This is a genomic window from Cupriavidus sp. 01L46 (assembly GCF_056399905.1).
The window spans coordinates 1-14,949 of sequence record NZ_JBFTSF010000150.1 but is presented as its reverse complement, the minus strand read 5'-3'; the positions used below and the strand labels follow the sequence as shown (position 1 = coordinate 14,949).

Genomic DNA, 14,949 nt, shown 5'->3' with positions numbered 1-14,949 from the left:
GCCAAGAACTTCCCGGCGCCGCTGAAGTGCGTGGATGCCGTGGCCGCCTCGCTCAAGCCGTTCGAAGCTGGCCTGAAGGCCGAGCGCGAAGGCTTCATGTACCTGATCACCACGCCCGAATCGCGCGCGCTGCGTCACGCCTTCTTTGGCGAACGCGCCGCCAGCAAGATTCCTGACGTGCCGGAAGGCACCGCGACCCGCAAGATCGAGAAGGTCGCCGTGATCGGCGCTGGCACCATGGGCGGCGGCATCACCATGAACTTCCTGAACGCCGGGGTGCCGGTGATCATGCTGGAAACCAAGCAGGAAGCGCTGGACCGCGGCGTGGCCACGATCCGCAAGAACTACGAGAACAGCGCCAAGAAGGGCAAGCTCACGCAGGAGAAGGTCGAGCAGCGCATGGGCCTGCTGACCACCACGCTGTCCTATGACGAGATCAAGGACGCGGACATGGTCATCGAGGCCGTGTTCGAGGAAATGGGCGTCAAGGAAATCGTCTTCAAGAAGCTGGATGAAGTGATGAAGCAGGGTGCGATCCTGGCTTCGAACACCTCCACGCTGGACGTCAACAAGATCGCCTCCTTCACCAAGCGTCCGCAAGACGTGGTCGGCATGCACTTCTTCAGCCCGGCTAACGTGATGAAGCTGCTGGAAGTGGTGCGCGGCGAGAAGACCGGCAAGGACGTGCTGGCAACCGTCATGCAGGTCGCCAAGAAGATCAAGAAGACCGCCGTGGTATCGGGCGTGTGCGACGGCTTTATCGGCAACCGCATGATCGAGCAGTACAGCCGCCAGGCCGGCTACCTGCTGGACGAAGGCGCGCTGCCGGAGCAGGTGGACAAGGCCATCGAGAAGTTCGGCTTTGCCATGGGCCCGTTCCGCATGGGCGACCTGGCCGGCAACGACATCGGCTGGGCGATCCGCAAGCGCCGCGCGATCGACAAGCCGGAGATCCAGTACTCCAAGACCGCCGACCTGCTGTGCGAACTGGGCCGCTATGGCCAGAAGACCGGCGCGGGCTGGTACGACTACAAGGCGGGCGACCGCAAGCCGTACCCGAACCAGCAGGTCAACGACATGATCGTGCAGCACTCCAAGGACCTGGGCATCACCCGCCGCAAGATCTCCGATGAGGAAATCGTCGAGCGCCTGGTGTTCGCGCTGGTCAACGAAGGCGCCAAGATCCTGGAAGAAGGCATTGCCTCCAAGGCCTCGGATATCGACATGGTCTACCTGACCGGCTACGGTTTCCCGCTGTTCCGCGGCGGCCCGATGCTGTACGCGGACCAGGTTGGCCTGTTCAATGTGGCGCAGTCGATGGCGCGTTATGCCAAGGGCTACCACGGCGAAGCCTGGCAGGCAGCCCCGCTGCTGGTCAAGCTGGCTGGCGAGGGCAAGGGCTTCAACGGCTAAGTACAGCCAAGGCGATTTCGCGCGGCGCAGCCAGGCCGCGCGGGGTTCTCATCACTGATCGCAAACCGGTCACCAAGCGAGGAGTAGCGGCATGGCCAAGCAATACGGCCCCGAAGATTGCCTGCTGGTCATCGACGTGCAGAACGACTTCATGCCGGGCGGCGCGCTTGCCGTGGCGCAGGGCGATGAAGTCGTGCCCGTGATCAACCGCCTCGCGACGGCGTTTGCGCGCGTGGTGCTGACCCAGGACTGGCATCCCGCCGATCACGTTTCGTTTGCTGCCAACCATGCCGGCAAGCAGCCGTTCCAGACCGTGGCGTTGCCCTATGGCCAGCAAGTCTTGTGGCCCACGCATTGCGTGCAGGACACCCACGGCGCCGCGCTGCATGCCGGGCTGGAAGTGCCGCAAGCGCAGATGGTGATCCGCAAGGGCCATCACCGMGAGGTGGATAGCTACTCGGCCTTCATGGAGGCCGACCGCGCCACCCCGACGGGGCTCGCGGGCTATCTGCGCGAGCGTGGCGTGCGCCGGGTGTTTTGCGTGGGACTGGCAACGGATTACTGCGTTGCCTGGAGCGCGCTGGATGCCCGGGCGGCGGGGTTCGAGGCCGTCGTGGTCGAGGATGCCTGCCGCGCCATCGACCTCGACGGGTCGCTGGCGCGTGCGTGGCAAGACCTGGAAGCCGCGGGCGTGCGACGCCTGCAATCGGCCGCCGTGCTGTCCTGAAACCGAAGAATCGCCAAGCCAACCCGAGCTGACACGGCTGAACCCAGCCAACGACATATTGCATGACACTGCCGGACGTGAACGCACGCCGCAGGTCACCAGATACCAGAGATACCGAGGAGCAAGACATGAAAGAGGMAGTCATCGTTTCCACCGCACGTACCGGCCTGGCCAAAAGCTGGAAGGGTGCTTTCAACATGACCCACGGCGCGACCCTGGGCGGCCACGCGGTCCAGCACGCCATTGCGCGCGCCAAGATCGACGCCGGCGAAGTGGAAGACGTGCTGATGGGCTGTGCCAACCCGGAAGGCGCCACCGGCGCCAATATCGCGCGCCAGATCGCGCTGCGCGCGGGCTGCCCGGTTACCGTGCCCGGCGCCACCGTGAACCGTTTCTGCTCGTCCGGCCTGCAAACCATCGCCATGGCCGCGCAGCGCGTGATCGCCGATGAAGGCGACATCTTCGTGGCCGGTGGCGTGGAGAGCATTTCCTGCGTGCAGCAGGAAATGAACCGCCACATGATCCAGGAAAACTGGCTGACCAAGAACAAGCCGGAAATCTACTGGAACATGCTGCAAACTGCCGAGAACGTGGCCAAGCGCTACAACATCTCGCGCGAGCGCCAGGACGAATACGGCGTGCGCAGCCAGCAGCGCGCCTTCGCCGCCCTGGAAGCCGGCAAGTTCAACGATGAAATCGTGCCGATCACGGTGCTCGCCGGCGTGGCCGACAAGGCGACCGGCCAGCTGATGACCAAGGAAGTCACGGTCTCGGCCGACGAAGGCATCCGCGGCGATACCACGCTGGAAGCCGTGTCGAAGATCCGCACCGCCATGCCCGGCGGCGTGGTCTCGGCAGGCAACGCATCGCAGTTCTCCGACGGCGCTTCGGCGGTCGTGGTGATGGACTCGAAGGTGGCCGAGGCCCGCGGCCTGCAGCCGCTGGGCGCGTTCCGCGGCTTTGCCGTCGCCGGCTGCGAGCCTGACGAAATGGGCATCGGCCCGGTGTTCGCGGTGCCCAAGCTGCTGAAGAAAGCCGGCCTGACGGTGGCCGACATTGGACTGTGGGAACTGAACGAAGCCTTCGCCGTGCAGGTGCTGTACTGCGCCGACACCCTGGGCATCCCCATGGACCGCCTGAACGTCAATGGCGGCGCCATCGCGGTGGGCCACCCCTATGGCGTGTCGGGCGCCCGCCTGGTCGGCCACGCGCTGATCGAGGGCAAGCGCCGTGGCGCGAAGTACGTGGTGGTCACCATGTGCATCGGCGGTGGCCAGGGTGCTGCCGGCCTGTTCGAGGTCTTCTGAGGCGGCCCGGTACCGTGAGCGATTCAGCCGACCCGATGCTGGCCCATGGCCGGGAGGTGCTGGCCAGCCAGCCCTTCTCGGTGCTGGCCAGCGCGGCCATGGCCGCGCCGGTGGTGGCCTCCGGCTACAAGATCAACTACCTGCGTCCGGCGATCGGCGACACGCTGATCGCCTGCCTGGGCGAAGGCCGCTAGGCACGGCAGGCAAGAGACGGGCGCGCGAGCGCCTTTTTCTTTCCCCGCGCCATGTTGAGATACAGAATTTGCGGTGTGCCACGAGAGCGCGCCGTTGTGGAGACAGCGATGATCCCCGCCGCGAGGCTTGCAGTTGATGCAGCCGCCGCCGGGTCGCGCATCTTTGATTTTCCCTTTCAGTCTGGGAGCCGTTTCCTGCCATGTCGCTGATCCTTTCCCGCCGTGACCTGAACTTCGTGCTGTACGAATGGCTCAAGGTCGAAGGGCTGACCCGCATTCCGCGCTACGCCGACCATTCCCGCGAGACCTTCGACGCCGCGCTCGATACCTGCGAGAAGATCGCCACCGACCTGTTCGCGCCGCACAACAAGAAGAACGACCAGCAAGAGCCGCATTTCGACGGCGACACCGTCAGCATCATCCCCGAGGTCAAGACCGCGCTGAAGGCTTTTTGCGAGGCCGGCCTGATGGCCGCCGGGCAGGACTACGACATCGGCGGCATGCAACTGCCGGTGGTGGTGGAGAAGGCCGGCTTTGCCTACTTCAAGGGCGCCAACGTCGGCACCAGCTCCTATCCCTTCCTGACCATCGGCAACGCCAACCTGCTGCTCACGCACGGCACGCCGGCGCAGGTGGAGACCTTCGTCAAGCCGGAGATGGAAGGCCGCTTTTTCGGCACCATGTGCCTGTCCGAGCCGCAGGCCGGCTCGTCGCTGTCCGACATCACCACGCGCGCCGACTACGAGGGCGAATCGCCGCTCGGCCAGCAATACCGCCTGCGCGGCAACAAGATGTGGATTTCGGCCGGCGAGCATGAGCTCTCCGATAATATCGTCCACCTCGTGCTGGCCAAGATTCCCGGCCCGGACGGCAAGCTGATCCCGGGCGTGAAGGGCATCTCGCTGTTTATCGTGCCGAAATACCTGGTCAACGCCGACGGCAGCCTGGGCGAGCACAACGACGTGGTGCTGGCCGGCCTGAACCACAAGATGGGCTATCGCGGCACCACCAACTGCCTGCTGAACTTCGGCGAAGGCATGAAGTACAAACCGGGCGGCAAGGCGGGTGCCATTGGTTACCTGGTGGGCGAGGCCCACAAAGGCCTGGCCTGCATGTTCCATATGATGAACGAGGCCCGCATCGGCGTGGGGCTGGGCGCGGTCATGCTGGGCTATACCGGCTACCTGCACTCGGTCGATTACGCGCGCAACCKCCCGCAAGGCCGCCCGATCGGCCCCGGCGGCAAGGATCCGGCCAGCCCRCAGGTGCGGCTGGTGGAGCATGCGGACATCCGGCGCATGCTGCTCGCGCAGAAGAGCTATGTGGAAGGCGGGCTGGCGCTCAACCTGTATTGCGCGCAACTGGTGGACCAGGAACGTGCAGCGCAGGGCGCCGAGCATGAACGCCTGGCACTGCTGCTCGATATCCTCACGCCGATCGCCAAGAGCTGGCCGTCACAGTGGTGCCTGGAAGCCAACAACCTGGCCATCCAGGTGCATGGCGGCTACGGCTACACCCGCGAGTACAACGTGGAGCAGTTCTACCGCGACAACCGCCTCAACCCGATCCATGAAGGCACGCATGGCATCCAGGGCCTGGACCTGCTGGGCCGCAAGGTGGTGATGAAGGACGGCGCGGCATTCAAGGCGCTGGGCGAAGAGATCCAGGCCACCATCGGCCGCGCCCTGGCGAGCGGCGATGCCGCGCTGGGCAGCCACGCGAAGGCGCTGGGCGCCGCCGTCACGCGCGTGGCGCAAGTCACGCAGGCRCTGTGGGCGGCGGGTGACGCCAAGGTGACGCTGGCCAACGCCTCGGTCTACCTGGAAGCCTTCGGCCATGTCGTGCTGTCGTGGACCTGGCTGGAGCAGGAACTGGTGGCGCAAGCCGCGCTGGCGGGGGCCAAGGGCCAGGAAGACCAGGACTTTTATCGCGGCAAGCTGGCGGCGGCGGCGTACTTCTTCCGCTGGGAGCTGCCCAAGGTGGGCCCGCAGCTGGACCTGCTGGCGTCGCTCGACCGCACCACGCTGGACATGCAGGACGCCTGGTTCTGAGCGGCAGCCACACAAGATGAACGAGCGCGCGCACCGATCTGTGCGCGCCACACCAAATCGGGAGACACCATGAACACCATCCAGCAATTGTTCGACCTCAAGGGCAGGACGGCACTGATCACCGGCGGCTCGCGCGGGCTTGGCCTGCAGATCGCCGAAGCGCTTGGCGAGCAGGGCGCGCGCATCGTGCTGTCGGCGCGCAAGGCCGATGAGCTGCAAGCGGCGCAAGCCCACCTCAAGGCGCTTGGCATCGATGCCGAGTGGATCGCCGCCGACGGCGCGCGCGATGCGGATATCGTGCGCCTGGCCGACGAGGCCCTGGCCAAGCTGGGCCATATCGATATCCTGGTCAACAATGCCGGCGCCACCTGGGGGGCGCCTGCCGAAGACCACCCCGTGGAAGCGTGGGACAAGGTGATGAACCTGAATATCCGCGGCGTGTTCCTGCTGTCGCAGCGCATCGGCAAGCTGTCGATGATTCCGCGCCGCTATGGCCGCATCATCAACGTGGCCTCCATCGCCGGCCTGGCGGGCAACCCGCCGGGATCGATGGAAACCATTGCCTACAACACCTCCAAGGGCGCGGTGGTGAACTTCACCCGCACGCTGGCGGCCGAGTGGGGCGAGCACAACATCACGGTGAACGCGCTGGCGCCGGGCTTCTTCCCCTCCAAGATGACGCAGGGCTCGCTGGACCGCCTTGGGGTKGATGCCATGTGCGCATCGGTGCCGCTGCACCGGCTGGGCGACGACGAAGACCTGAAGGGCGCGGCGCTGCTGTTCGCCAGCGCCGCCGGCAAGCACATCACCGGCCAGGTGCTGGCGGTGGATGGCGGCGTGAGCGCGGTATAAAGTCCATGCTCCAATGCGGTTGGCCCGTGCGGGGCGGGGCTTTCCGCCTCGCCAGCCGGCCAGCCGTACCGTCTTCGCCACACTAGCAACTATGACTAAAACCAACGGATTTCCCCTCACGATTCCCTTCCTTGCCGATCTTGGCGTGCAATGCACCCGCATGGACAAGGAGGGCAGCGAGATCGAACTGGCGCTGGAAACGCGCCACCAGAACAGCTGGGACATGGCCCATGGCGGTGTGCTGATGACGCTGCTCGACGTGGCCATGGCCATCGCCGGCCGCGCAACCGATCCCGATGGCCGCGGGGTAGTGACCATCGAGATGAAGACCAGTTTCATGGCGCCCGGGCGCGGCAAGCTCATCGCGCGTGGCCAGTGCGTGCACCGTACCAGCACCATGGCCTTTTGCGAGGCGGAGATCGTGGATGCCGATGGCAAGACCGTGTCGCGCGGGTCGGGCACGTTCAAGTTCGTCAAGCGCGTGCCCCCGCAACGTGCCGCGAGCGGCGCTTCGGATACCGGCGCGGACGGCTGAGGCCGCAGGACAGGGACGCGATATTAGCCACAAGACCGGCAGGGCCACCAGAGCTAGAGCCGGCGGCGCGCAGCAGCTGTAAAACAAGAAATGGAGACAAGATGCTGTTTGAACGGATTGCCGCCACGCGGCGATTGAAACTGACCGTGCTCGCCGCCTTCGGCGCAGGAGCCCTTGCCATGTATCAGCCGGGCCAAGCCCAGAATGCACCTGCTCCTTCGGCCGGCGCGCCGGTAGCCGCACCGGCCTCACCGGCTGCACTGGCGTTCCCGGACGCGGTGGCCACCGATCCCGTTGCAGCGGGCTGGATGCAGGGCTTTCCTCCCGCAGCCGCCAAGATCATCAGCTTCACCCCTGCCAGCAACGGCTTCCCGCGCACGCGCTGGAGTTTTTCGCATATCCGTGAACTGGTCCCGACCGCCTCGGTCTGGCACGGGCGCGGCCCGGTTTCGGCACTGCCGCGTGCCGAGCGCGATATCGGTGGCGTGCCGTTTACCGATGCCGACGGCACCCGCCGCACGTTCAGCGACATGCTGGGCCTGACCTATACCGACGGCATCCTGGTGATGCATAAGGGCCGCGTGGTCTACGAGAAGTACTTCGGCGCGCTGGATGACCATACGCCGCACATCGCCATGTCGGTCACCAAGTCCTTCGTCGGCACGCTGGCCGCCATGCTGGTGGCGGACGGCAAGCTCGACCCCGCCGCGCCCGTCACGCGCTACCTGCCGGAGATGGCGGGCACCGCCTACGGCGATGCCACGGTGCGCGAAGTCATGGACATGACGGTGGGCGTCAAGTACTCCGAAAACTACGCCGATCCCAAGGCCGAGGTCTGGGACTACAGCCGCGCCGGCGGCATGATGCCGCGCGAGCCCGCCTATGCCGGGCCCAAGACGTTCTATGAATTCCTCGTCACCTTGAAGAAGGACGGCGAGCATGACCAGGCCTTCGCCTACAAGACCGTCAATGCCGAAGTCCTGGCCTGGATCGTCAAGCGCGTGTCCGGGCAGCCGCTGGCCAAGCTGCTTTCGGAGCGCGTCTGGCAAAAAATGGGCGCGGAGAACGATGCCTACTTCATGGTGGACAGCATCGGCAGCGAGTCCGGTGGCGGTGGCCTGAACACCACGCTGCGCGACCTGGCCCGCTTTGGCGAGACCATGCGCAACGGCGGCCGCTTCAACGGCCACCAGGTCATCCCGGCCGAAGTCGTGGCGGACATCCGCCGCGGCGGCGATCCCGCCAAGTTTGCCAAGGCTGGCTATGCCACCTTGCCCGGCTGGAGCTATCGTTCGATGTGGTGGGTCTCGAACGACGACCACGGCGTGTTCGAGGCACGCGGCATCCACGGCCAGCGTATTTACGTCGATCCCAAGGCGGAGCTCACCATCGTGCGCTACGCCTCGCATCCCGTCGCCGCCAACGGCGCCAACGACCCCGTCACGCATCGCGCGTATCGGGCACTGGCGCTGTCATTGATGAAATAGCAAAACAAGCCAGCCAGCCGACCAGCTAGCTGGCAACCACCCACAACGAACGACAAAGGACGAGTGTCCTTGTCCATTTCACTGTAAGGAAGCCATCATGTCGAACACCTACAAGCGCATCGTCCTGGCATCGCGCCCCACCGGCGCCGTGACCCCTGAGAACTTCCGCCTGGAAGAAGTGCCTGTGCCCGAGATCGGCGAAGGCGAGGTGCTGGTCCGCAATCATTTCCTGTCGCTCGACCCGTATATGCGCGGCCGCATGAACGAGGGCAAGTCGTACGCCACCCCGCAGCCGCTGGGCGACGTGATGATCGGCGGCACGGTCGGCGAGATCGTGGCGACGAAGAACCCCAAGTACGCTGTCGGCGACAAGGTGGTCGGCATGTTCGGATGGCAGGAAATGGGCGTCACCAACGGCGTCGGCATCCAGAAGGTCGATACCACCCATATTCCGCTGTCGGCCTATCTTGGCTCGGTCGGCATGCCCGGCGTCACGGCGTGGTACGGCCTGAACAAGATCATCCAGCCGAAGGCCGGCAAGACCATCGTGGTGAGCGCTGCCTCCGGTGCGGTTGGCAGCGTGGTGGGCCAGCTGGCCAAGCTCCAGGGTTGCCGCGTGGTGGGCTTTGCCGGCGGCAAGGACAAGTGCGACTACGTGGTCAATGAACTGGGCTTCGATGCCTGCGTTGACTACAAGGCGGCCAAGGACAGCAAGGAGCTGTACACGATGTTCAAGGAAGCCACCCCGGACGGCGTGGATGGCTATTTCGAGAACGTCGGCGGCGAGATCCTCGACACCGTGCTGGCCCGCATGAACGCCTTCGGGCGCATCGCTATCTGCGGCATGATTGCCGGCTACGATGGCCAGCCGATGCCACTGAAGAACCCGCAGCTGATCCTGGTGTCGCGCCTGACCGTGGAAGGCTTTATCGTGTMCGAACACATGGACGTGTGGCCGCAAGCGCTGCAAGAGCTGGGCACCGCGGTGGCGCAAGGCAAGCTCAAGTTCCGCGAGAGCGTCGCGCAAGGCCTGGCGAGCGCGCCGGAAGCGTTTATGGGCCTGCTCAAGGGCAAGAATTTCGGCAAGCAGCTGGTCAAGCTGGTTTAAGCCAGAGGCAAGCACCGAAGCCGCCGAGCGGGCCAGAGCCGCGCACCATGACGACGGCTGTTTCTCCCTCTTCCCTCAGGGGAAGAGGGGAGCAAACCAACTACGAGCAAGGAGACACCCCATGAATGCGCCAGGCCAACACACCAAGCCCCAAGCCGACCAGGACGAAATGGCCGCCGGCCTGTCCGAAGCGGTCAAGGCCAAGTACCGCGTACTGCCGCGCCCGCCGAAGTTCGATACGCCGGCGGAGGAACGCCTGCACCGCAAGCAGCGGCTGGCCGCGGCCTTCCGCTTGTTTTCCAAGTTCGGCTTCGACGAAGGCGTCGCCGGCCACATCACCGCGCGCGATCCCGAATTCCCGGATACGTTCTGGGTCAACCCGTTTGGCGTGCATTTCAGCCAGGTCAAGGTGTCCAACCTGATCCGCTGCGATCACCATGGCGACGTGGTGGAAGGCGATTACCCGGTCAACGCCGCGGCCTTCGCCATCCACTCGCGCGTGCACCAGACCCGTGAAGACGCGGTCGCCGCCGCGCACTCGCATAGTACCTATGGCCGCGCCTGGTCCACGCTGGGCCGCACGCTCGATCCGCTGACGCAGGACGTGTGCGCCTTCTACAACGACCATGCCCTCTATGACGATTTCGGCGGCGTGGTGGTGGAGTTGGACGAAGGCCAGCGCATCGCCAACGCGCTGGGCAGCAACAAGGCCGCGATCCTGCAGAACCATGGCCTGCTGACGGTGGGCAAGACGGTAGACGAAGCCGCCTGGTGGTTCATCACCATGGAGCGCTCGTGCCAGGTGCAGTTGCTGGCCGAGGCCGCTGCCGCGCGCACCAATGCACCGCTGAAGGTGATCTCCGACGCCGCGGCACGCCAAGCGTATTCGATCGTCGGCACCGCGCAGGCGGGCTGGTTCCAGTTCCAGCCGCTATACGCCCGCATCGTCAAGGAACAGCCCGACCTGCTGGATTGAAGTCATGGYCGCCTTTGCTCCATTTACTGGCAAGGTCGTGCTGATCACCGGCGCGTCCGACGGCATTGGCGCCGAACTGGCCCTGCTGCTGGCGCAGCAGGGCGCGCGGCTTGCGCTGGCGGCGCGCCGTGTCGACATGCTGCAGGCGCTGGCGGAGCGCATCCGCCGCCAGCACCCGGCCGCCGACGTCGGCGTGTGGCGCGTCGACGTGTCGGACGAGTTCGACTGCAGGCGGCTGGTGGCCACGGTGGTGGCGCAGTACGGCGGGCTCGACGTGCTGGTCAACAATGCCGGCGTGTCCGCCCACGGCTACTTCGAACAAGTATCGGACTACAGCTACTACGAGCAGGTCATGCGCGTGAACTACTTTGGCGCCATGTGGTGCACGCGCGAGGCGCTGCCGCACCTGCGCGAGCGCGGCGGCCTGATGGTGGCGGTGTCCAGCCTGGCCGGCAAGATCGGCGTGCCCGGCCGCACCGCCTACTCGGCCAGCAAGTTCGCGCTGGCGGGATTCTGCGAGGCGCTGCGGGCCGAGCTGCGCGGGTCTGGCGTGGATGTGTGCGTGGTGTTTCCCGGTGTGGTGGCGACCGATACGCGCATCAACGGCTTTGGCCCCGACGGCCGCCCACTGGGCGAGAGCCGGCTGCGCGAGGAGGGGGCCATGAGCGCGCAGGAATGCGCGCGCCAGATGCTGGCGGCCATGGCCGCGCGCAAGCGCGAACTGGTGATGACCGGCAAGGGCCGGCTTGGGCTGTGGCTCAAGCTGCTGGCGCCGCGCCTGGTCGAGAACATGGCGCTCAAGGCGCTGAAGCAAACGGKGCGGTAGTGCGGTTGACAGCGTGACAGCATGACAGCATGACAGAGGAGGTCGATCAATAGCAGGCACGCGCCTTGCTGATACCCGTGGCGGCATCCGCCCGGCGCACTGGCAGCAGGCATAAGAGAAATTTCAGGCTGAATTTAATCTGGCTTCAGGCTGGCTTCAGACTGGCAACACAAGCGATTCCGACACCATGGCAGACCTTATCCTTCACCAGTACGCAACGTCGCCGTTCTCCGAGAAGATCCGCCTGCTGATGGGCGCGAAGGGCCTGGCGTGGCAAGCGGTCGAAATCCCGCCCATCATGCCAAAGCCGGACGTGGTGGCGCTGACCGGCGGCTACCGCCGCACCCCGATCCTGCAGGTGGGGGCCGACATCTATTGCGACACCGCGTTGATCTGCGAGGTGATCGACAGCGGGGCGCCCGCGTGCCCGCTCTATCCCGCCGCGCAAGCCGCCGCTACGCGCCTGGTCGCTGGCTGGATCGACACCGCGCTGTTTACCGCCGCCGTCACCTACCTGTTCCAGCCGGCCGGCGCGCAAAGCATGCTGGGCCACCTCACGCCGGCGCAAATGCAGGCTTTCGCGGCGGATCGCAAGGCCATGCGTGGCGATACCAATGCACTGCGCATGCCGTTGCCCGAGGCCATCGCCATGCTGCATGAAACCTTCGGGCGGCTCGAGCAGCAATTCAAGGCGGGCGTGGCGCATGTGGCCGGGGCCGAGCTGTCGGTGGCGGATTTTTCGCTGTACCACAATGTCTGGTTTATCCAGCGTGCCAGTGAGCTGGCCAAGCTGCTGGATGCGTATCCGGCGGTGCAAGCCTGGTATGGGCGCATGAAGGCCTTTGGCCATGGCTCGGTGCGCGTGGTCAGCGCGGAGTCGGCGCTGGAGGTGGCAGGGCACGCCGATCCGGCCGCGTTGCCAGGCGGGGTGGCTGCCGGCAGCGGCTTCGAAGCGGGCGACGCGGTCACCGTGACGCCGACGGACTACGCGCGCGATCCCGTCGCCGGCGTGCTGGTGGCGCTGGACGCCCACCGTGCCACGTTGCGCCGCCAGGATCCGCGTGCGGGTGCGGTCAATGTGCATTTCCCGCGCCAAGGTTATCAAGTGCAGCACGCGGGCTAAGACCCGCGCGCGGCAAGGCTTTCCGATAACAACGACAGCAACGAGAGGCAGACAACATGAAGCAATTCCAAGGCAAGGTGGCAGTGATCACCGGCGGTGCATCGGGCTTCGGCAAGGAATTCGCCAAGCTGGGTGCGGGACTCGGCATGAAGCTGGTGCTGGCCGACGTGCAGGAAGACGCACTGGACGCCACCGTGGCGGAGTTCAAGGCGCAAGGCGTGCCGGTGATCGGCGTGCGCGTGGATGTGTCCAAGGCCGAGCAGGTGCAGGCGCTGGCCGATGCCGCCATCGCCGCCTTTGGCCAGGTCAACCTGCTGTTCAACAACGCCGGCGTGGGCGCGGGCGGCCTGATGTGGGAAAACACCGAGCGCGACTGGGAGTGGGTGCTGGGCGTCAACCTCTTTGGCGTGATCCATGGCGTGCGCATCTTTACCCCGCTGATGCTCGCGGCCGCCGCCAAGGACCCGTCGTTCGAAGGCCATATCGTCAATACGGCCTCCATGGCCGGCTTGCTCAGCCCGCCCGCGATGGGCGTCTACAACGTCTCCAAGCACGCCGTGGTTTCCCTGTCCGAGTCGCTGTACCAGGATCTCAGCCTGGTCAGCGAGCAGGTGCGCTGCTCGGTGCTGTGCCCGTATTTCGTGCCGACCGGCATCACGCAATCGGGCCGCAACCGGCCGGCCGGGCTGGCTAATGACGCGCCGCCCACGCGCTCGCAGCTGGTGTCGCAAGCCATGTCGGACAAAGCGGTCAGTTCGGGCAAGGTCACGGCCGCCGAAGTGGCGCAGCTCACCTTCGACGCCATCCGCGACAACGGCTTCTATATTTACTCGCATCCGCAGCAGCTGGATCCCGTGCGGCAGCGCTTCGAAGATATCATTAGCCAACGCAACCCGAGCGACCCGTTCGCCGACAAGCCGGAAGTGCGCGCCGGGCTCATCGCAGCCTTGCGCGGATAAGCGAGGTAGAGCCGCCAGGCGCGGCCAGCAGCAAGTCCACCAGAGACAGCCATTGCGGCAAGGGAKGAATTCATGACCAAACCTGCAGTCATTCGCCATCTGCAGTACGCCACCTTGCCCAATGGCACGCGTCTGCACTACGCCAGCGCCGGCGAGCGCGGCAAGCCGCTGGTGCTGTTCGTGCATGGCTTTCCCGAGTTCTGGTACGAGTGGGAAACCCAGCTGGCCGAGTTCGGCAAGACCCACTTCGCCGTGGCGCCGGACCTGCGTGGCTTCAACCTCTCAAGCARGCCCGCGGAGGTCGAGGCCTACCGCCCCCGCCACATCGTCGAGGACCTGGTCCACTTCATCAACGCGCTGGGCTACTCGCATTGCGTGGTGGTGGCGCACGACTGGGGCGGGGCAATCTGCTGGAACCTGGCCATCCAGTTTCCGCAGATGGTGGAGCGGCTGGTCATCATCAATTCACCGCATCCCTACGTGTTTGCCAAGGCACTGACCAGCGATCCCCAGCAGCAGGCCGCCTCGGCCTACATGAACTGGCTGCGCGCGCCGGGATCAGAACAAGCGCTGGCGGCGGACGGCTTCGCCAAGCTCGAGGGCTTCCTGAACGGGCAGGGCAAGCAGTCCGCGCCCTGGTTTACCGGCGAGACACGCGAGAGATACCACGCGGCCTGGTCGCAGCCCGGCGCTGGCGGCTCTCACCCGCTGACCGGCGGTGTGAACTATTACCGCGCATCGCCCATGCACCCGCCGGGGCCAGGCGAGACGCCCCCCGATATCTCCAAGCTCGATCCCGCCGCTTTCACCGTGCGCGTGCCGACGCTGGTGGTCTGGGGCGAGCGCGACACCGCGCTGCCCAAGAGCCTGCTGGATGGGCTGGACAAGTTCGTCCCGGACATGCGGCTGGAACGCATTCCGGATGGCACCCACTGGGTCATCCACGAGCAGCCGGAGCGCATCAACCTGTTGATCCGGAGCGCTTTGCCCTGATCCGTTGTTGTCTACGCAAGGCCGCGTCAGGCACGCGAGCCTGYGCTGGCCCGGTCGGAACCCGCCGCACTGTGCATGGGGCGGAGTGGCGCCTGCTGCTACATTGACCTGATTCGACAGCGCTGGTGCGCGAGGAAGGTCAAGATGAAAACGATCGGACTGATCGGCGGCATGAGCTGGGAATCCTCGGCCGAGTATTACCGCATGATCAACCAGGACATGAAACAACGTCTCGGCGGCCACCATAACGCGCGCAGCGTCATGGTCACGGTCAGCTTCGAGCAGATCAAGGCACTGCAGCACGCGCAACGCTGGGATGAACTCGGCGAATCCATGCGGCAAGCCGCCCTGCAGGTGCAGGCCGCCGGCGCGGATTTCGTGCTGCTCTGCACCAACAC

15 protein-coding genes are annotated in these 14,949 nt (G+C 65.6%); all 15 read left to right on the top strand.

What is annotated here, in order from left to right:
* Positions 1-1,413 (top strand): 3-hydroxyacyl-CoA dehydrogenase (locus AC1DS3_RS23600; protein ID WP_477128065.1); only part of this gene is annotated, 1,413 nt, incomplete at its 5' end.
* A gap of 91 nt (positions 1,414-1,504) precedes the next feature.
* Positions 1,505-2,140 (top strand): bifunctional nicotinamidase/pyrazinamidase, encoded by a 636-nt coding sequence (gene pncA / locus AC1DS3_RS23595; RefSeq protein ID WP_441634858.1) that lies wholly within the window; start codon positions 1,505-1,507, stop codon positions 2,138-2,140.
* Between the two features lie 128 nt (positions 2,141-2,268).
* Positions 2,269-3,447 (top strand): acetyl-CoA C-acyltransferase, encoded by a 1,179-nt coding sequence (locus tag AC1DS3_RS23590; protein WP_477128064.1) that lies wholly within the window; start codon positions 2,269-2,271, stop codon positions 3,445-3,447.
* Between the two features lie 14 nt (positions 3,448-3,461).
* Complete coding sequence (locus AC1DS3_RS23585) at positions 3,462-3,641, top strand: hypothetical protein (protein ID WP_441634861.1); 180 nt, start codon at positions 3,462-3,464, stop codon at positions 3,639-3,641.
* Positions 3,642-3,841: 200 nt separating this feature from the next.
* Positions 3,842-5,692, top strand: coding sequence for an acyl-CoA dehydrogenase (locus AC1DS3_RS23580; RefSeq protein ID WP_477128063.1), 1,851 nt, complete (start codon positions 3,842-3,844; stop codon positions 5,690-5,692).
* 69 nt (positions 5,693-5,761) lie between these two features.
* Positions 5,762-6,544, top strand: a complete 783-nt coding sequence (locus AC1DS3_RS23575) for an SDR family oxidoreductase (protein WP_174426386.1) — start codon at positions 5,762-5,764, stop codon at positions 6,542-6,544.
* A 91-nt stretch (positions 6,545-6,635) separates the two neighbouring features.
* On the top strand, positions 6,636-7,079 hold the full coding sequence (locus tag AC1DS3_RS23570) for a PaaI family thioesterase (RefSeq protein ID WP_441634865.1): 444 nt from the start codon (positions 6,636-6,638) through the stop codon (positions 7,077-7,079).
* A 101-nt stretch (positions 7,080-7,180) separates the two neighbouring features.
* The gene (locus tag AC1DS3_RS23565) at positions 7,181-8,566 is read left to right on the top strand and encodes a serine hydrolase domain-containing protein (RefSeq protein WP_441634867.1); all 1,386 of its coding nucleotides are present in this window, start codon (positions 7,181-7,183) and stop codon (positions 8,564-8,566) included.
* Positions 8,567-8,663: 97 nt separating this feature from the next.
* Positions 8,664-9,674 (top strand): NADP-dependent oxidoreductase, encoded by a 1,011-nt coding sequence (locus tag AC1DS3_RS23560; protein WP_477128062.1) that lies wholly within the window; start codon positions 8,664-8,666, stop codon positions 9,672-9,674.
* 121 nt (positions 9,675-9,795) lie between these two features.
* Positions 9,796-10,650 carry a class II aldolase/adducin family protein gene (locus AC1DS3_RS23555; RefSeq protein ID WP_441634871.1) on the top strand — a complete coding sequence of 285 codons (855 nt, stop codon included), beginning with the start codon at positions 9,796-9,798 and terminating at the stop codon, positions 10,648-10,650.
* Between the two features lie 4 nt (positions 10,651-10,654).
* Positions 10,655-11,476: an SDR family oxidoreductase gene (locus AC1DS3_RS23550; RefSeq protein WP_477128061.1), complete on the top strand. Its 822-nt coding sequence runs from the start codon at positions 10,655-10,657 to the stop codon at positions 11,474-11,476.
* A gap of 187 nt (positions 11,477-11,663) precedes the next feature.
* Positions 11,664-12,599 (top strand): glutathione S-transferase family protein, encoded by a 936-nt coding sequence (locus AC1DS3_RS23545; RefSeq protein ID WP_441634873.1) that lies wholly within the window; start codon positions 11,664-11,666, stop codon positions 12,597-12,599.
* Positions 12,600-12,655: 56 nt separating this feature from the next.
* Positions 12,656-13,558 carry an SDR family oxidoreductase gene (locus tag AC1DS3_RS23540; protein WP_441634875.1) on the top strand — a complete coding sequence of 301 codons (903 nt, stop codon included), beginning with the start codon at positions 12,656-12,658 and terminating at the stop codon, positions 13,556-13,558.
* 72 nt (positions 13,559-13,630) lie between these two features.
* Positions 13,631-14,551 carry an alpha/beta fold hydrolase gene (locus AC1DS3_RS23535; RefSeq protein ID WP_477128060.1) on the top strand — a complete coding sequence of 307 codons (921 nt, stop codon included), beginning with the start codon at positions 13,631-13,633 and terminating at the stop codon, positions 14,549-14,551.
* A 144-nt stretch (positions 14,552-14,695) separates the two neighbouring features.
* A partial coding sequence (locus AC1DS3_RS23530; protein ID WP_477128059.1) for an aspartate/glutamate racemase family protein occupies positions 14,696-14,949 on the top strand: 254 nt, incomplete at its 3' end.